The 18,398-nt window shown below is 29.0% G+C and carries 22 protein-coding genes; 18 read left to right on the plus strand and 4 right to left on the minus strand.

Annotation, left to right across the window (positions count from 1 at the left end; genetic code table 11):
* Positions 1-87 precede the first annotated feature (87 nt).
* The 18 genes from F3K33_RS07735 to F3K33_RS07825 all read left to right on the plus strand — a co-directional run bounded on the left by F3K33_RS07735 (position 88) and on the right by F3K33_RS07825 (position 13,259).
* Positions 88-285 carry a hypothetical protein gene (locus F3K33_RS07735; RefSeq protein WP_023976775.1) on the plus strand — a complete coding sequence of 66 codons (198 nt, stop codon included), beginning with the start codon at positions 88-90 and terminating at the stop codon, positions 283-285.
* A 73-nt stretch (positions 286-358) separates the two neighbouring features.
* On the plus strand, positions 359-646 hold the full coding sequence (locus F3K33_RS07740) for a tyrosine-type recombinase/integrase (RefSeq protein ID WP_039773730.1): 288 nt from the start codon (positions 359-361) through the stop codon (positions 644-646).
* Positions 647-2,459: 1,813 nt separating this feature from the next.
* Positions 2,460-2,792, plus strand: coding sequence for a TfoX/Sxy family protein (locus F3K33_RS07750; RefSeq protein ID WP_011968825.1), 333 nt, complete (start codon positions 2,460-2,462; stop codon positions 2,790-2,792).
* A 14-nt stretch (positions 2,793-2,806) separates the two neighbouring features.
* On the plus strand, positions 2,807-3,223 hold the full coding sequence (locus tag F3K33_RS07755; RefSeq protein ID WP_039769029.1) for a hypothetical protein: 417 nt from the start codon (positions 2,807-2,809) through the stop codon (positions 3,221-3,223).
* On the plus strand, positions 3,223-3,597 hold the full coding sequence (locus tag F3K33_RS07760) for a nuclear transport factor 2 family protein (RefSeq protein ID WP_039769027.1): 375 nt from the start codon (positions 3,223-3,225) through the stop codon (positions 3,595-3,597). Before F3K33_RS07755 ends, F3K33_RS07760 begins: the two co-directional genes overlap by 1 nt.
* 220 nt (positions 3,598-3,817) lie before the next feature.
* Positions 3,818-4,342: a PadR family transcriptional regulator gene (locus F3K33_RS07765; RefSeq protein ID WP_105412198.1), complete on the plus strand. Its 525-nt coding sequence runs from the start codon at positions 3,818-3,820 to the stop codon at positions 4,340-4,342.
* 23 nt (positions 4,343-4,365) lie between these two features.
* Entirely contained in the window at positions 4,366-4,650 is a 285-nt protein-coding gene (locus F3K33_RS07770) for a glycosyltransferase (RefSeq protein WP_039769023.1), read from the plus strand.
* A 41-nt stretch (positions 4,651-4,691) separates the two neighbouring features.
* Entirely contained in the window at positions 4,692-5,012 is a 321-nt protein-coding gene (locus F3K33_RS07775) for a carboxymuconolactone decarboxylase family protein (RefSeq protein WP_039769022.1), read from the plus strand.
* Between the two features lie 808 nt (positions 5,013-5,820).
* Positions 5,821-6,024 (plus strand): hypothetical protein, encoded by a 204-nt coding sequence (locus F3K33_RS07780; RefSeq protein ID WP_039772891.1) that lies wholly within the window; start codon positions 5,821-5,823, stop codon positions 6,022-6,024.
* Positions 6,025-6,281: 257 nt separating this feature from the next.
* Positions 6,282-6,491, plus strand: coding sequence for a hypothetical protein (locus F3K33_RS07785; RefSeq protein WP_017208797.1), 210 nt, complete (start codon positions 6,282-6,284; stop codon positions 6,489-6,491).
* Positions 6,492-6,546: 55 nt separating this feature from the next.
* The gene (locus F3K33_RS07790) at positions 6,547-6,909 is read left to right on the plus strand and encodes a spore coat protein (protein WP_026886363.1); all 363 of its coding nucleotides are present in this window, start codon (positions 6,547-6,549) and stop codon (positions 6,907-6,909) included.
* Between the two features lie 19 nt (positions 6,910-6,928).
* A complete protein-coding gene (locus F3K33_RS07795) occupies positions 6,929-8,065 on the plus strand; it encodes a zinc-dependent alcohol dehydrogenase (protein WP_017208799.1) in 1,137 nt (378 codons plus the stop codon).
* A gap of 31 nt (positions 8,066-8,096) precedes the next feature.
* Positions 8,097-8,315 carry a spore coat protein gene (locus F3K33_RS07800; protein WP_023976369.1) on the plus strand — a complete coding sequence of 73 codons (219 nt, stop codon included), beginning with the start codon at positions 8,097-8,099 and terminating at the stop codon, positions 8,313-8,315.
* Positions 8,316-8,344: 29 nt separating this feature from the next.
* Positions 8,345-8,650 (plus strand): spore coat protein, encoded by a 306-nt coding sequence (locus F3K33_RS07805; protein ID WP_017208801.1) that lies wholly within the window; start codon positions 8,345-8,347, stop codon positions 8,648-8,650.
* A 260-nt stretch (positions 8,651-8,910) separates the two neighbouring features.
* Positions 8,911-9,708 (plus strand): TIGR00266 family protein, encoded by a 798-nt coding sequence (locus tag F3K33_RS07810; protein WP_039772887.1) that lies wholly within the window; start codon positions 8,911-8,913, stop codon positions 9,706-9,708.
* Positions 9,709-9,969: 261 nt separating this feature from the next.
* Complete coding sequence (locus F3K33_RS07815) at positions 9,970-11,214, plus strand: Nramp family divalent metal transporter (protein WP_011968833.1); 1,245 nt, start codon at positions 9,970-9,972, stop codon at positions 11,212-11,214.
* 354 nt (positions 11,215-11,568) lie between these two features.
* Positions 11,569-12,552, plus strand: a complete 984-nt coding sequence (locus tag F3K33_RS07820) for a D-isomer specific 2-hydroxyacid dehydrogenase family protein (RefSeq protein ID WP_039772885.1) — start codon at positions 11,569-11,571, stop codon at positions 12,550-12,552.
* Positions 12,553-12,644: 92 nt separating this feature from the next.
* Positions 12,645-13,259 (plus strand): superoxide dismutase, encoded by a 615-nt coding sequence (locus F3K33_RS07825; protein WP_039772882.1) that lies wholly within the window; start codon positions 12,645-12,647, stop codon positions 13,257-13,259.
* Positions 13,260-13,351: 92 nt separating this feature from the next.
* Here F3K33_RS07825 and F3K33_RS07830 read toward each other — a convergent pair whose 3' ends face one another.
* The 4 genes from F3K33_RS07830 to F3K33_RS07845 form a co-directional block, all read right to left on the minus strand.
* Positions 13,352-14,452 (minus strand): hypothetical protein, encoded by a 1,101-nt coding sequence (locus F3K33_RS07830; RefSeq protein ID WP_011968836.1) that lies wholly within the window; start codon positions 14,450-14,452, stop codon positions 13,352-13,354.
* Between the two features lie 129 nt (positions 14,453-14,581).
* Complete coding sequence (locus F3K33_RS07835; RefSeq protein ID WP_039772879.1) at positions 14,582-15,298, minus strand: DUF434 domain-containing protein; 717 nt, start codon at positions 15,296-15,298, stop codon at positions 14,582-14,584.
* Positions 15,299-15,865: 567 nt separating this feature from the next.
* Positions 15,866-17,536: a dihydroxy-acid dehydratase gene (ilvD, locus tag F3K33_RS07840; protein WP_039772877.1), complete on the minus strand. Its 1,671-nt coding sequence runs from the start codon at positions 17,534-17,536 to the stop codon at positions 15,866-15,868.
* 141 nt (positions 17,537-17,677) lie between these two features.
* Positions 17,678-18,364 (minus strand): FadR/GntR family transcriptional regulator, encoded by a 687-nt coding sequence (locus F3K33_RS07845; RefSeq protein WP_011968839.1) that lies wholly within the window; start codon positions 18,362-18,364, stop codon positions 17,678-17,680.
* Positions 18,365-18,398 lie beyond the last annotated feature (34 nt).

An 18,398-nucleotide genomic window follows, 5' to 3' on the forward strand; every position in this document is an offset into this window, starting at 1 on the left:
TATATTAATTTAATTATTAATGGGTGTGGGTATTTTTTTATACATGATTTTAGTACCCACGACTTTAGAAAGGGGTGCTATTTTTTTATGATAAAAATGAATAGAAAATATATTGATAAAACTTTTGATGAATGCTTTCAACAATTTCTATTAGAGCATTGTACGTTGAAAAATATGAGTGAAGATACTAAGAAATATTATATTGAGAACATGAAATACGGTTTTTATAAGTATTATGACAAAGATAAAAACATTAATTGTTCCAATAACATTATCTTTAATTAATATTTAAAAAGAATATATTGAATATTTGCCAGTAGATTGTACTTAGTTATTCTCAACAGTTCAAGGTGAAAAAATGAAAGAGAGAGGACTTACAAGAGCTATAGAAGACTACAACAAATCAAGAGAAATAGAAAGTACATCAATTCATGCGTTTAGGCATTGGTATGCAAAAAAAGCAGTTATGAACGGAATTAACATAGTTCAACTACAACATTTATTAGGGCATAGTAATTTAGAAATTTTGAAACATTACGTTGAAATGTTAACAGAAGATTTAAATTACGAAAATATTGCACAAAATCCTTTGGAATCTATTAAGTTGGAAAATTCTAAAGGGAAAAATATTAAGTTAAGAAAGTAGGTGTTGATATGCAAGTAAACATTAATCATAATAAAACAACTAATGGATTTAATGAAAGAATAATTACATTAGACATATATGAATTGAAAGATTAAAAAAGATTATTAAAACTTTAAAAAACTAAAAAAATAGATAGATTATTACCATGTTATAGCCTAAGTCCTTCATAAGGATATGGCATTAGAGCGGTTTAGGGTAACTTAATCGGAGGTAGTCAAAATATTGAAAGATATGATATGTAGTAGGGAGTTGACGCATATAAAAAGACTATACATAGAGTTTTCTATGTAAATTATGTTTGCAACGGTACGTGATTCGTATACACGTCGAGGCTCTAAAGAGCGATATTGTAATTTCTTCAGTATTTTTTTGAGTTGCTGGAGAATTGCGTCTAACTCAGATAAAAAGCGTATAGTTACTTAGGTATGAAGTCAAGCTTAACTTTAAAAGTATTCAGTAAATTACAAGTCCTTTAGAAAGACTTCGAAACTGAATAAAGTTGTTTTGAATTATGTACTTCATGAATTTCCTTATTTTTATAATATGCAACAATATGTTTGTCCAAATTTTGTGATAGTATAATCATAAATTTATTACTTGGGGAGAAAAAACTTAACAACTTATTTAAAATAGATTTTCTTAGGAATATTCTATATTTTAATTGAAATAATTTAAAATTGTTCACAATAATACCTCTTTTTATTTAATTTGATTTAACCCGACTTTTACATTTTATAACATAAGAGGAAACTAATCAAAGAAAATCGTATTACAAATAATGATAATTTTTTACGATAATATTACAGGATAAAAATATAAATTAAATAGATTTATATAATTTATTTAAATGGAAAAGGATAACTTGTTTTACTAGCCAAGTTATCCTTTAAAAGATTATTATATTTTTTTAATAAGTAGAAGGACAAATATTTAATAAGAAATTATTTTACATTATTATTATAGCAAATAGTCATTACAAAATTATGTTAAATATGTTAATTAAATATAAATAATTTCTTAAATAAATTTAAGGCTTGGTAAACAATTGAAGAAAAAAACAACCTGCTTAGGGGAGCAGGTTGAACTTATAAAGGTAAAATACATTTACCAATACGGGGGTAAAATAATAATGCTTTAATTATTTTACAATTACTATTATAAAATACAAATATTAAATAATTCTTTATTACTTATTAAATTAATGTGAATAAATTAATAATACACTACAAAAAAAGATGACTTACTTTAGGGGGATAAGTCATCTTTGATAGGAGTTTTATAATATGTTCTAGTCACTTTACAATAATATTATAGGATAAAATTGTAAATTATGTCAATATATAAATTCTATAATAAAAAATAAAAAGGATAATCTGCTAGGGTGCAACAAATTATCCTGAATACTGTGTTATATATATTTAATAGGGGTAAATATATATGAAAAAAAGTTTTATCAACCTTATGTCTTTATTATAAGTGGTATTTGTGACAGTATTATGTCAAGTTAATAAACTTAATATAAACATTTTATAAAGAAAAATCAAATAATACAAATATGTTTATATGTTCCTAGTTAAATTTATTCATAGAAATATATTTACCTAGAAACATAGATACAAAGAAAAATATATACATATATAAATATTTATAGGAAACATGCGGGTTAGAGGTGAAATTTAAAAATGGTTTTTAAATAATAGCTATCTTTTGAATTATTATTTATGCTAAAATTATACATAAAAGGTATATTTATAAATGGTTGTGATATAAGCAATAGAGATGTTATAAAATGAGCTTAACGGGAGGAAAGAAAATGGCTTCGAATATAGAGTTTGTAGAATATGTATGCGAACAGATAAGTGGTGCAGGAAGAATAACGTATAGAAAAATGTTTGGAGATTACGGAATCTACTGTAATCAAAAAATAATAGGATTAATATGTGATAATCAATTCTTTTTAAAGATAACAAAAGGAGGCAGAAATTTATTATGTGAAGTTATAGAAGCCCCTGCTTATGAAGGAGCAAAACCTTCCTTTTTAATTGAATCTTTAGATGATAGAGACTATTTAACTGAAGTTGTATCAGCAACCTATGAAGAATTGCCAATGCAAAAAGTTAAAAAGAAAATAAAAGGGAAAAAATAATAGGGGTGAGGAGTTTGAAAAGGGCGAGAGTAGCAGAAATAACAGCAGAATTTAATTCTAATATAAAATCGGTTTGGAATATAGTAACAAATAATAATGACTATAGTTGGCGTAGTGATATTAAAAAAATTGAAATTTATAATAATGGTAAAGAATTTATTGAATACACTCATAACGGGAATGCTACAAAGTTTATTATATCCAAAAAGGATGAATATAGTGAGTATGCTTTTAATATGAAAAATAAAATGTTTACTGGATTTTGGAAAGGTAGTTTTTCAGAAAAAGAAAATGGTGGAACTAAAATAGTATTTAAAGAGAATGTCTTTATTAAAAATCCTTTTATCAGGATTCTTTCATATTTTTTTATGGATTTAGGGAAAATACAAAATACTTATATTTCAGATTTAAGAAAGAAGCTGGGTGAGTAATGAATATTAGAGAACAAATAATTAAAAAATATTTTAAATCTTGGTTAGAGAATAATTGTTCAGTATTAAAAGATATTTTTGATTCAAATGTAAGTTATAGCGAATGTTATGGTCCTGAATATCATGGAATAGACACAGTTACAACATGGTTTAAAGAATGGAATAAACGTGGAAAAGTATTGGTTTGGGATATAAAGCGGTTTATTCATCAGGGGAATATAACAGCAGTTGAGTGGTATTTTAAATGTAGATATGATGGAGAAATTGAAGAATTTGATGGAGTATCGCTTATTGAATTTAATGATGATAATTATATCGTAAGCTTAAAAGAATTCCAATCTAAAATTCCACATTATTATCCTTATAGTAATTAAATTATGGTTTATATTGATAAGTTACATATAAGGAGAAGCTATGAAAAGTTCTGAAGGGCAGCTTAAACATAGAGTTGTATGCAATTATAGAGTAAATAAATGAATATATTAATTTAAATGAAGATTAATTACTAGAATCATTGAAATTATTTTTTATAAGTTATTGACACATTCTTCCTAAAATGCTATTCTAACCATAGAATAGGTGGGTGGAATGAATATGACACAAATTGAGGTGATACTTTTATCACTTTTATATGATAAAGATTATTATGGATACGAATTTGAAACTGTAATAGAACAAAGAAATATGAGAGGGTGGACGGATATTGGATTTTCGTCAATCTATAATTCTTTGAATAAACTTGAAAAGAAAGGCTATATTGGTTCCAGATATGAAAAAGAATATGGTTCGCCTAAGAGAAAAGTATATTTCATAAAAGAAGAAACCAAAGTAATTATTAGGAATCAGATTATAAAAATGATAAGCGAATATAAGAATGATCCTAGTGAATTTGATATAGGTTTATTATTTTCTTATTTAGTGACCAAGGAAGAATTTAAAAAAGCTTTAATTAACCATAAAGAAAATTTGAAAGATAGAAAAGAATTCTTAAATAAAAGATATGATCAGCATCCTACAGCAAAGGAGAGGCCACATATAAAAGCATTGTTTGAAAGACCAATAGCATTTATAGATACTGAGATTTCTTGGATTGAAAACTTTATTAATGAAAATTTTTAGACAAAGCTGATTATAGTGGAGGGGTGCTATATGGTGGGCAAGGAACAGTCCAAACTGCTATTGCAAGTGGTACTCCTATTGTTGGATTTGCAATGCAGCCAGAACAGCAGATAAATCTTGATAATGTAGTAATGAAAGGTGCTGGAATACGAATACCAATTAACAGATGGAATGCACCAAAAATACAATTGGCTATAAGAAATATAATTAAAGACACCTCATATAAAGAAAATATAAATACATTAAAAACTTGTTGGAATCCTCAGATGGTAAGAAAAATTCAGCACTTGCTATATGGGATTATATAATTAATAAGTTAAATTAACAAAAATGATTGGAGGATAAGAGGATGAGTGATATGTCATCAGTTAGTAATGCGTTTAAAACTTTTATGAAAGAGGCACCAGAGTATCAGGAGATATGGATGGAGACAGTTCAAAAATTAGATTCAGTGAGTAAACTTGATTCGAAAACAGAGGAACTTGCATATATTGCAGTTTTAGCGTCTTCAAGACTTGAAGGTGGTCTGCCTTTCCATGTTAAACATGCAAAATCTCTTGGAGCAACAAGGGAAGAAATAATAAGTGCTGTTTTAATCGGATTACCAGCCGTAGGTAATATAGTAATTCAATCATTACCAATAGCAATTAATGCGTATGATAGTGAATAAATATGGAGAATTTATTTTAGTTTCAAGTATTATTTTTATAGAATAAAATAATATTATATTAAAATAATAATATTTATAAAATATTACAGGTAACTAGATAATTTTTTAACGAATATTTTATGTAAATTTAGATTAATAATGATTTTAAACGACATGAAATTACAGATATATTGATGCATTTTGTTATAAAACATCAATATATAGATGAAAATGTAGTACGAAAATACGTGAAATTATGTTGGAATATGGTAGAATATAAGTGGGTATAAAAATAGGGTATAAAAATATAGTTTGTGAGAGATGGTAATCACCAAAAAAGGCTAAGCAGTTAATACTTAAGCCTTTTTTTGATATTGAATTATATGATTGTCAAATATTTAACTTACTATATGAATATAGAGTGACTTTGATATAAAAAGTTACAAAATTTGTCATGAGATTAAAGTGTTATACAATTTTATTAGAGTTATTAGTCTTATATGAATTAAATATATTAATAAATAATAAAAAGGATAACTTGTTTAAGGGAATCAAGTTATCCTGAATACTGATTTGTTGTATATTTATTTAATAGGAGAACAATTAATATAAATTGTTTATAATATTATAATAAAGGATAATTGTGGCAATATTATGTCAATTAAAAAAAGATTTCTACTAAAATTATGAGAAGATTAAGTGCCAGTGTACTCAATTTAAATAAAAGGAAAATAGTGAATAAATTGAATAATTCAACAAAATATGCTATGATATACCTATATTATGTATAGAAAATAATTACTATGTAGATGAGGAGTGTGGGTATTTTATGAATATAAACAATGAACTTAAGAAAGTTATAAATGATAAATTGAAGAGAAATTCTGAGGTTGAATTTATCGCAGGATTAAAAGATGTAACTTTATCTGATATTGATTATATTGAGAAGTTATCTGCAGTTAAAAATTTAAAATCAAAATTAAATTATCAAATTGTGGATAATACATATATAAAAATTGATTGCTCGTTGTAAAAAAATATAGAGTTAAGTATTTTAATTAATTTCATATAAATAATTATACTTATATAATAAAGGGACTTAAATAATATAAGAGAATGATTTTACCCCTATAGGATAGAAAATTAAATTTTATCCTATAGGGGTATTTAGCGTTAGTAGCTTTATCCATTTTCTTATTGATTGTATCTATTTTGTTTAGTTAATTGCATAACTAAAAGCTGCGTGTGGAAGAATACATTTATTAGTAAGGAAGTCAAGGAGGTGAATTTATGGAAAACCAACATCTAGCACCAAATGAGACAATGCAAGTTCATGAAATGTTAAACTTCAAAACTATATGCATGACTACATCAAAAATGATGGAAGGTGTAGTCTTCGATCAAGATCTAAAGGCATTATTAGAAAAGGATGTACAACAATCTATAACAGCAATAAGTAACTTACAAAATTTATTGAAAAAAGCTCCTAAAATAAGATGAGAATTTTATATATAAATTGTTTGTAAAAATGCTAGAAAACAAAGGAGGGAAAATTATGATTAATGATTATTTAGAAATAAGAAATGCAGAGGGTATGCCTAAACTTGTGGATGCAAATATGTCTCTAGGCTTTTTATTAAATGCAAAAAGTGGTGTGAGAAATTGCGCGATTGCATTGACTGAGGCGACAACTCCAGAAGTTAGAACTGTTCTAAAGAATCAGTTAAATGATGCGATTCTTATGCATGAAGAAATATCAAATCTTATGGTAGAAAAAGGTTGGTTTCATCCTACAAACCTAGAAAAGCAATTTCAAATGGATATTGAATCATCTACAACAATATCTCAAATTGCTAGTTTGGATTTATTTCCTGGAGACACAAGTAGAAGTGGCATGTTTGCAACACTAGAAAAATAAAAAAGGAGGTAATTATTTAATGAAGGCTGTAACATTTCAAGGAATAAAGAATGTAAAAGTTAAAGAAGTCAAAGATCCTAAAATTCAAAAGGCTGACGATATTATCGTTAAGCTTACAAGTACAGCAATATGTGGTTCTGATTTGCACTTAATTCATGATATGGTTCCAAACTTACCACAAGATTATATCATAGGACATGAACCCATGGGGATTGTTGAAGAGGTAGGACCGGAAGTTACGAAATTGAAAAAAGGTGATAGAGTAATAGTGCCTTTTAATGTAAGTTGTGGAGAGTGTTTTTATTGTAAACATGATTTAACATGTATGTGCGATAATTCAAATCCCAATGGAGAAAATGGAGGATTTTTTGGATATTCAGATACATTTGGAGGATATCCAGGAGGCCAGGCAGAGTATATGAGAGTGCCTTATGCTAATTTTACTCCTTTCAAAATTCCAGAAGATTGTGAAGTAGAGGATGAAAAATTATTATTGATGTCAGATGCAATGGGAACAGCTTATTGGAGCGTAGAAAATGCTGGGGTTAAGAAAGGTAATACTGTTATTGTGTTAGGTTGTGGGCCTGTAGGACTATTAGCACAAAAGTTCTGCTGGATGCACGGTGCAGAGAGGGTAATAGCAGTTGACTATATCGATTATAGGTTAGAGCATGCAAGGAGACATAATAAAGTTGAAACTGTTAATTTCGAACAACATGAGAATACAGGGGAATATCTAAGAGAAATCACTCATGGTGGAGCAGATGTAGTAATAGACTGTGTTGGAATGGATGGAAAAATGACACCAATGGAGTTTTTAGGATCAGGTTTAAAACTTCAAAGTGGATCATTAGGTGGATTTGTTATAGCTACTCAGGCAGTGAGAAAAGGTGGAATGATTCAAGTTACTGGAGTTTATGGAGGAAGATATAACGCATTTCCTTTTGGAGATATAATGAATCGTAATATTAATATAAGAACAGGTCAAGCTCCAGTTATTCCATATATGCCAACACTTTACAAGCTACTTGCTGAAGGAAAAGTAGACCCAAGTGATATTATTACTCACAGATTGCCCCTTGATCAAGCGCCATATGGATATGAAGTATTTGATACAAAGACTGACGGATGTATTAAAGTTGTTTTAAAACCATAGGAAAAGTTTATTTATTAAGGAGGGTAAAAAAATGAATGATCAAAGTATTGCACCAAATGAAACTATGCAGTTGCATGAAATATTAACATTCAAAAATACATGTTTAACTAAAGCTCTTACTATGTCACCATTGGTTTCTGATGAAGAATTAAAATCAATATTGAAACAAGAGGTGTCTGTATCAGAAAAACATATTGAAGAGTTGAGAAGTCTTATGGAAAAATCTAATATTGCATCTTCAGAAGAATAAATACTTAATTTTAGAAAGGAGACGGAATTATGAATGGATTAATAGAAAGTCTTACAGGAATGAGCAAAATGACTGATCAAGTTATAGCTACTGACTTTTTAATTTCGGCCAAGAGCGGAGTACAAAATTATGCTGTTGCAATAACAGAATCAACTTCATTAGAAGTTAGAGCTATATTAAAGAAGCAATTACAAGATGCAATTCAAACTCATGAAAAAATATCAAATTACATGATGGAGAAAGGTTATTACAATGCTTATGATTTAGGCGAGCAGTATAAGGTAGATATGGAAACAACAGATACAACGTTGGGGCTTACAAAGAATTTAAAGTGATTTAGAGAACATGTGTGACTCAATATAATAAAATAGGATAGAAAAAAAGAATGACTTATTTAGGGGAATAAGCCATTCTAAAATACTATTTATAAGTATTTTTAAATTAGGGTTAATAATAATGCTTTAACTACTTTACAAATATTATTATAATAGATTTATGTTACAGAAATGTTACAGAATGATAAATTTATTATAAATAATCAATAAAAAGTTGATTAAGAAAATTAAAATTTTAGCAATAAGGGGGAGTACAACTGATGTATTCGCATGAGATTGATTATAAGATAAAAGGTGACGATATACAATATGTAGAAATTGAACTTGATCCTACAGAAACTGTAATAGCAGAGGCTGGAGCAATGATGATGATGGATCCAAATATACAAATGGAAACTATATTTGGAGATGGATCAAAACAAAGCGGCAACAGTTTTATGAATAAAATTTTTTCGGCAGGAAAAAGAGTGCTAACTGGAGAAAGTTTGTTTATGACCGCATTTACAAATTCGGGAACATTAAAAGAAAAAGTTTATTTTGCGGCACCTTATCCAGGAAAAATAATTCCTATGGACTTGAGTTTATTAGGAGGAAAACTAATATGTCAAAAAGATGCTTTTTTATGTGCTGCTAAAGGTGTATCTGTAGGAATAGATTTTAGAAAAAAGTTAAGTGTAGGTTTTTTTGGAGGTGAAGGGTTCATACTCGAAAAATTAGAAGGGGATGGCTTAGCTTTTATACATGCGTGTGGTGCAATAGTTGAAAGAAACTTATTGCCTGGAGAAACATTAAAAATAGATACTGGATGTTTAGTTGCTATGACTAAAGATGTGCATTATGATATACAATTTATAGGTGGAATTAAGAATACACTTTTTGGCGGGGAGGGAGTATTCTTTGCAACTGTAACAGGGCCGGGAAAGATATGGGTTCAAAGCTTACCATTTAGCAGGCTTGCGGAACGTGTATTTGCAGCAGCTCCAACTTCTGGCGGAAAAAATAGAGAAGAAGGCAGCGTACTTGGAATGCTTGGAAATATTTTAGATGGAGATAATTAGAAGGAAAATAGATTTATACTGATATATATATGATGGGAGTAACATAAGTTATTTATGATTTTACAACTTATGTTATTTTTTTATTAAAACAATTAGAAGTTTGTCACCGATTAGGGTTAAAAACTATATCTTTATATATTATAATTAAGAAGGGATAAATTAGGTAAATAATAATAAGTTATATAATAAAGAAAATAAAAGGCACTTTACAGTTGATAATCATTATCATATAATAAGTAGAAGAAAGGAGTGGATCTATATATGAATGAGAAAAATAAAGATTTAACTAAAAATAAATTAATCGGAAAAGATCTATTAAAATATATTGGACCAGGAATTTTAGTTACAGTAGGTTTTATAGATCCAGGAAATTGGGTATCAAACATTGCAGCAGGATCTAATTATGGATATAAACTGCTTTGGATTGTTACTCTATCAACAATAATGCTTATAATATTACAACATAATGCTGCTCACTTAGGAATAGTAACAGGATTATGTATTTCGGAAGCAATTAATAAACATATAAATAAATTTTTAGGACGAGTAATTACAATAACAGCAATGTTAGCAGCAGTGAGTACTGCTATGGCAGAAGTATTAGGAGCTGCAATAGCTTTGGACATGTTATTTAATATTCCATTAAAATTAGGTGCATTAATTTCTGCTGTAGTAATTATATTTATGCTATTTTCCAATTCATACAAGAAAATAGAAAAAGTAATAATTGGATTTGTATCAATTATAGGAATATCATTTATATTTGAAACCTTCTTAGTGAATATAAATTGGGGAGAAGCAATACGTAGTGCAGTTGTACCTAGCATTCCAGTAAATTCCCTACCAATAATAATGAGTGTATTGGGGGCTGTAGTTATGCCACACAATTTATTTTTACATTCAGAAGTAATCCAGAGTAGAAAATGGAATTTAAAAGATAAGTCCATATTAGAGAGACAGTTAAAGTATGAATTTATGGATACAATGTTATCAATGATAATTGGATTTATAATAAATAGTGCTATGATTTTAGTAGCAATAACATTTTATAATAATAATGTTCAGGTTACCGAACTTGAACAAGCTCAAACAATGTTAAAACCATTGCTTGGAAATTCAGCTTCGATAATATTTGCTATAGCATTGCTTTTTGCTGGATTAGCATCATCAGTTACAGCTGGTATGGCTGGAGGATCAATATTCGCTGGTTTATTTGGAGAAGAATATGATATAAACAGTAAAAGCAGTAAGATTGGAGTATTAATAACTACACTGGTTGCCTTAGTTATTATATTTTTTATTAGCAATCCATTTGAGGGATTACTTTATTCCCAAATGCTATTAAGTATACAATTACCAATAACAATTTTCACGCAAATATATTTAACATCATCAAAGAAAGTAATGGGAAAATATAAAAATACTACATTAGAAAAGATTGTTTTATGGAGTATTGCAGGAATAGTTACTATTTTAAATATTATGCTATTAATAAGTTCGTTTTAAAACAATATAATAATTCATAATTATAAGAGGAGCAGTTGAGCTCCTTTTTTGGCGTGCTATATTTTTCTTACATGAGTTCAAAAAGTAGATGCGTAAAAAGTCTACATATATGAAAAGAGTGCTAAGCACAACCACAATCGCCGTAATTTATATTAGGAGTTTACAAGAAATATAAAAATGTTACTATGAAGCAGAATAGGGAATCTGCTTTTATTAGGAAGTTTATATTTAACTTGCTTTATTAGAGGAATGATTAATTAATGAATAATTTGGAAAATAAGTTAAAAAGTATGGTAAAATTAGAATTAAATAAATACTGTAGAAATAATAATTTCTGAAAGGAACTGATATTAAATGAGAATTTTAGCATATAGTCATAGGCGTGATGAAACACAGTATTTCGAAGAATTTAGTAAAAAGTATAATGTTGAAGTTGTTTTATGTAATGAGGAACCAAGTTTAGAAACAGCACCTCTTGCAAAAGGTTTTGATTGTATCAGTATAATTACAACAAATATAAACTCAGAATTAGTTGGAAAATTTCATGAGTTAGGTGTCAAATTTATATCAACAAGGACTATTGGATATGATCATATAGATTTGAAAAAGGCTAAGGAACTTGGGGTTCGTGTAGGGAATGTGACGTATTCACCAAATAGCGTAGCAGATTATACTATAATGTTAATATTAATGGCAGTTAGAAAAGTCAAACTTATAATGGAAAGAAGCAATGTGCAAGACTTTTCTTTAAGGGGTATTCAAGGTAAGGAATTACCTAACTTGACTATAGGTGTTGTAGGGACAGGGAAAATAGGGAGGACCGTTATCAAGCATTTAAGTGGTTTTGGTTGTAAGATATTAGCACATGATATATATGAAAATGATGAAGTGAAATCAAATGCTGAATATGTAGATTTGGAAAATTTATTTAAATATAGTGATATTATAACATTGCATATGCCGGCTACAGATGATAATTATCATATAATTAATAAGAAAGCCATTAAATTAATGAAAGATGGAGTCTTTATTATTAATACTGCCCGTGGATCATTAATTAATACAAATGATTTAATACATGGAATTGAAAGTAAAAAGATAGGAGGAGCTGCTTTAGATGTTATTGAACAGGAATCTAATATTTATTATAGTGATCTAAAGGGAGAGACTTTAAAAAATAGAAATTTAGCTATTCTAAAGTCTTTTACTAATGTAATAATAACACCTCATGCAGCTTTTTATACAGATCAAGCGGTAAGTGATATGATTGAAAATTCAATAAAAAGCTGCATATTATTCTCAGAAAATAAGGAAAACCCATGGGAGATAGATATATAATATTATAAATATAAGTTACAATACATAAATCACTCTTTCTTGCTAAAACTATTAATATTTCAGATTAATAAAATACTAAGGAGAGATGAAATATGTTTGATAAAATCCAATTACCATATGCATTTGATGCATTAGAACCATATATAGATGCAGAAACAGTTGAAACACATTATAGTAAGCATCTTCAAAAATATGTAGATAATTTAAATTCGCTTATAAAAGGCTATGAGCAGTATACAGAAGGTAAATCTTTAGATCAATTGTTAGCAAATGTGAATGAGTTGCCAGAAGAAATTAGGCAAGGAGTAATAGATCAAGGTGGAGGTGTATCAAATCATAATTTGTATTTTGCACTTCTTTCGCCAAATCCAAAGAAAGCTCCAGAAGGAAAATTATTAGATGAGATACATAATACATTTGGTGATTTAGATACTCTAAAGACCGAAGTAAGTAATGCAGCTATAGGTCAATTTGGATCGGGTTATGGTTTTTTGGTTAAAGATAAAGATGGAAAATTATCAGTGAGAAATACACTAAATCAAAATTCGCCTGCTATGAATGGGGTTGTTCCAATTTTGACCATAGATGTGTGGGAACATGCTTATTATTTAAAGTATAAAAATCTAAGAGCAGATTATGTAAAAAACATATGGAACTTAATAGATTGGGAAAAAGTAGAAGGTCTATATTTAAATTATACAATTTAAATACTTTTAACGATAAAAAATAAGACTAGAGAGTTGATGTGTTTCTCTAGCCTTGTTATATTTGTAAGAAATGGATAAAATTTATTTGTTACCTAATACAATGAATCATTATAAAAATAAGGTTTCCAGTTGTTATAAATCTTTTCATGCCTTATACAATAAGTAATGTCTTCAAGGTTTATAGTGGAGTTTAAAAGGTTAAGCTTACTGCTAAAGGAATCAGAGAAAGCTTTAAAAGCATCAGGAATCGACTTAGCAGATAAATTGAAAGTTTCAAGCGGTTCAAAACTGCTTTCACCGTTTCTGTTTAAAGATATAATTTCATAAGCATCATTACTTGCTTCTTCCACTAACTTATTTATATTTCTTTTTAAGTTTATATCATAATTACTTGGATAAGTTACTTCTAAGTTAATTCTATAACAAATATTTCTGGCTTTTACGCAAGGCATTTCGCTAGTAATTTCGTTATCATCCAAATAACCTATTGTCTTAGTCATAACATCTTCTTTGATATCAGGTATATCTATTGAAGCCAGAGTTTTAGTATAGACATCCTTACTTCCATTTAATGAATATTCCTTTTGATTATTTAGTAATAATGATTTATCACTTCTGTTTAAATCTATGCAATCATTGCATTTTTCTTCTGATTCAGAATCAGATCTATAGCATATGAAAGAATCTATTCTTCTTAAATCTAATCCGAAATAGACCCAATTTCTACGGAACCATCTAAAACCAGATACTGTACGTCTGTTAACACTTAATAAGAAAGTCCAATAGTTATTTCCATTCTCTTCCCAAATATATGTGTATTTATAAAGACAAAATCTTATAGAGTTAGAACTAACAGCTTTAGCATTTACACCACCGCTAACTCCGACTTTTTGAACTCCAGAATCATTTTTTTTTGGGACATAATTAGGTGGTGGAGATTTAGGTGCTCCAGGAGGATTGAATACACCACCGCCAGGGTAATTAAAATTTGGAGAATTATCATAATCAAAATTAGGAGGATTAAAATTAAAGTTAGGAGGATAGTTTCCTGGAGGCGGAAAACCTCCACTATTTGGTGTAAAAGGTGCACGTTTTTTATCAGCAGATTCATCTAAAATTGGTGAAAATTCAAAGCTATTAAAGTCTTCGAAGTTCATAGTATCGTCACTAATGAACTCATTATCAATTAACATTTATATTTTACTCCTCAGAAATTAGTTATAAATAATATATTCATCAGAGTTTCAGATTGTTATAATTTACGTTAATATAATTCTTGAACTTTTATATTCTTACATAAATTGGTTGTATTCTTAAATATACTAGAATCTAATTTCAAAATCAATATAGGACGTACTAGGTAATTCTGCTTCAACAATTTCATATGCTAAGTTTATCCAACTTTCACATGTGTTAAGAATTATCCCATCGCTAGTTACAACATGATCCAATTTATTTAGAATAACATCTGCATTTGGAATAAGAATAACTTCTATATCGAAGTTGTATTTATATAGAAGTTCTAATAGCCTTGATTTTAATCTTCCTGTGTTAGAAACAGGAGAGTCAAGATAAAAGATAGCCTTACGTATCTTCATTTTATCCAATCTTTTACCAATCAAGTCTATTGCTGTATCTGTTTTATCAATTAACTTATATGTTCCACGAAGTCCAGCCAAATCTCGGAGAGTTCCGTCCATACATTTAATTAGTGTTGAGTTAGACAAAGCTACTTCAAGAGTAATAATTATATTAAGACCATCAATATGTAGTGTGCTATTTTCGTATGTATCTAATATTTTACGTTTCTGCCTGCTAATAATATCTTTATAAGAAGATATGCTTCTTTTTAATGCTAGTCTTTGCCTAGCAGAAAATAAAAAATGATTTCCTACAAATTCAACACTTTTATCTATACTATACCCGTGATTTATTAAGTAATAGATATCCTTTTGAGCTTTTTTTAATAATGTTAGGTTTTCTTCATTAAATTCAATTTCGTCAGATGGAACAAAGCCTCTTTTAACTATTTGTGTCATATAAATATACCTCCTAAAGTAGCATCTATATCTATATAATTATTAATATCTCCATAAATATACCTTGAATTATAACATACTTATGTAAAAATAATACAAATAAATCATATGTGATATAATGAAATAATTACTTTTATGGAGAGTATAGTAGAGAAGCAATTAAAAAATTATAGGAATTATTATATTAGGTAAAGGCAGGAAATTATAACAATGTAACATTGTATTTATGTGATAGGAATAAAATAAATTCATTGAGAATAAAAAATATAGCTACGGAAATTTTGTTGATAGGAATCACTCCTAGATCAGAAATCTGTAGCTATATTATAGTTAAATAAAGTGGATTAATATCACTATTTTGTTTATAGATATCCAATTTAAGAATTTAACTTATTAGATGAATGTATTTACAAATTTGCTAAAACTTTAAGTTCATATCTTCACTAGAAATCATAAATATATTTTCATAGATTTTCGGAACAAAATATTTATGATTTCGGTAAATTACCACATAAATTTAGTTTTAGATTCGGATATCTATAAGTATATAATTAACAATTAGTTTAATTAAAATTTAGGAATGTCTAAGATAGCACCTCTATTTCCTGACGTAACAAGAGCAGCGTATCTTGCTAGATAACCTGTAGTTATTTTGGGTTTTCTTGGTTTCCAATTTGCTTTTCTTCTTGCTAATTCTTCATCGCTAACTAAGAAGTTAATAGTGTTAGCGTTAATATCAATTTGGATGATATCTCCATCCTCAACTAATGCTATGTTACCACCTACTGCTGCCTCTGGAGAAACGTGCCCGATTGAAGCACCTCTGCTAGCGCCACTAAAACGTCCATCTGTTATAAGAGCAACGGAACTTCCGAGACCTCTTCCTGCAATTGCAGAAGTTGGATTAAGCATTTCTCTCATACCAGGGCCTCCTTTAGGTCCTTCATATCTGATAACAACAACATCTCCAGCAACAATTTTTCCTGTATTTATGGATTCAAGGGCATCTTCTTCGCAATCAAATACTTTAGCTGGACCTTCATGCTTTAACATTTCTGGCACAACGGCTGAACGCTTAACGACACATGAATCAGGTGCTAGATTTCCTTTAAGAACTGCAATCCCACCAGTTTGACTATATGGATTTTCGACTGGTCTAATAACTTCAGTGTTTTTATTTGCACATCCTTCAATGTTTTCACCAACGGTTCTTCCTGTACATGTTATAAGGTTAGTTTTTAATAAACCAAGTTTATTTATTTCATTCATAACAGCATAAATTCCACCAGCATCATTTAAATCTTCAATATAAGTGTGCCCTGCAGGAGCAAGATGGCAAAGGTTTGGTGTTTTTGAACTAATTTCATTAGCTATATCAACATTTAAATCAAAGCCAACTTCGTGTGCAATTGCAGGTAAATGCAACATACTATTGGTACTGCAGCCAAGAGCCATGTCCATAGTCATAGCATTCATAAATGCATCTTCTGTCATAATATCTCTTGGTCTTATGTTCTTTTCAAGTAATTCCATGATTTTCATGCCAGCATGCTTTGCAAGTTTTATTCTTTCTGAATAAACTGCAGGGATTGTACCATTCCCTTGAAGGCCCATACCAAGTACTTCCGTTAAACAGTTCATACTATTTGCAGTATACATTCCTGAACAAGAACCACAAGTAGGGCATACGTTGTTTTCATATTCATCTAATTTTTCAGCTGTAATTTTTCCAGCATTGTAAGCGCCAACAGCTTCAAACATACTTGATAAGCTTGTCTTACATCCGTCAACTTTTCCGGCAAGCATTGGTCCGCCACTTACAAAAATTGTAGGAATATTAACTCTTGCTGCAGCCATTAGAAGGCCAGGAACATTTTTATCACAATTAGGAACCATTACTAATGCATCAAAGGCATGAGCCATTGCCATAGCTTCAGTAGAATCTGCAATTAAATCTCTTGTAACTAATGAATATTTCATTCCTTCATGTCCCATAGCAATACCGTCACAAACAGCAATTGCAGGAAAGACAATTGGAGTACCTCCAGCCATTGAAACTCCCATTTTTACAGCTTCAACTATTTTGTCTAAATTCATATGACCAGGAACGATATCATTTTGTGAGCTCACGATACCTACAAGAGGCCTTTCCATTTCTTCTTTTGTTAAACCTAAGGCACTAAGCAATGAACGTTGAGGTGCACTTTTAGATCCTTTTGTTATTACATCACTTCTCATAGTATATTCTCCTTACATATATTTATAATTATCGCGTTGTATGTTTTAATTATAAGTTGTATGATGTCTGTTGTCAATTGTAACATAAGATTAAAATAAAAAAGTGCTATTTCTATAAATATAAAGAATTAGCACTTTATCTTATTCATTTGGTATACCTAAATCTTTCATTGCTCTAATAATATGAATTTTCATGGCAGTTTTTGCACCTTCAGCATCTCTAGCCTCCAGAAACTCCATTATCATGCGATGATCATTTAAAGTATTTTGAAGAATTGATTTATTTTCATCGGATAAAATAACACCATTATCAATTGCTTTGTATAATATAGGCATCAGCTTGTTCATAAATTCATTATGAGTAGCTTTTGCGATAGATTTATGGAAGGATCTCTCTACCTCGGTTCGATCTTCATTATTTAGGATCATTTCTTCTTCAAGTCTTCCGTAGTACAATATTCTTTCTAATTCCTTATCAGTGGCGCGTTTAGCAGCATAGTAAGCAGTCTCTGGTTCGAAAATTAATCTCATCTCATATAAATCTTTAACATCTAATTTTTGAGTAGAAAGATTTTCTAACCCCATGCTTTCAGTAATGTTTTTTATTTCTGATACAAATGTGCCTTTGCCTCGCCTAATTTCTAAAATATTGTGAGCAACTAAAATACGAATGGCTTCTCTTAGAGTAGTTCTGCTTACTTTTAATTCAGTAGAAAGCTCATTTTCATTTGGTAGTTTATCACCAATATTAAATTTTTTATCTATAGTAATCATCGCTAGTATATCATCAGCAACACTTTCCGATAAGCTTTTTCCTTTTCGTGGCATAAACAAACCTCCTTTTAGGTTATGTTTATATAAT

This window comes from Clostridium beijerinckii, from assembly GCF_008705175.1.
GTDB classification, from domain to species: Bacteria; Bacillota; Clostridia; order Clostridiales; family Clostridiaceae; genus Clostridium; species Clostridium beijerinckii.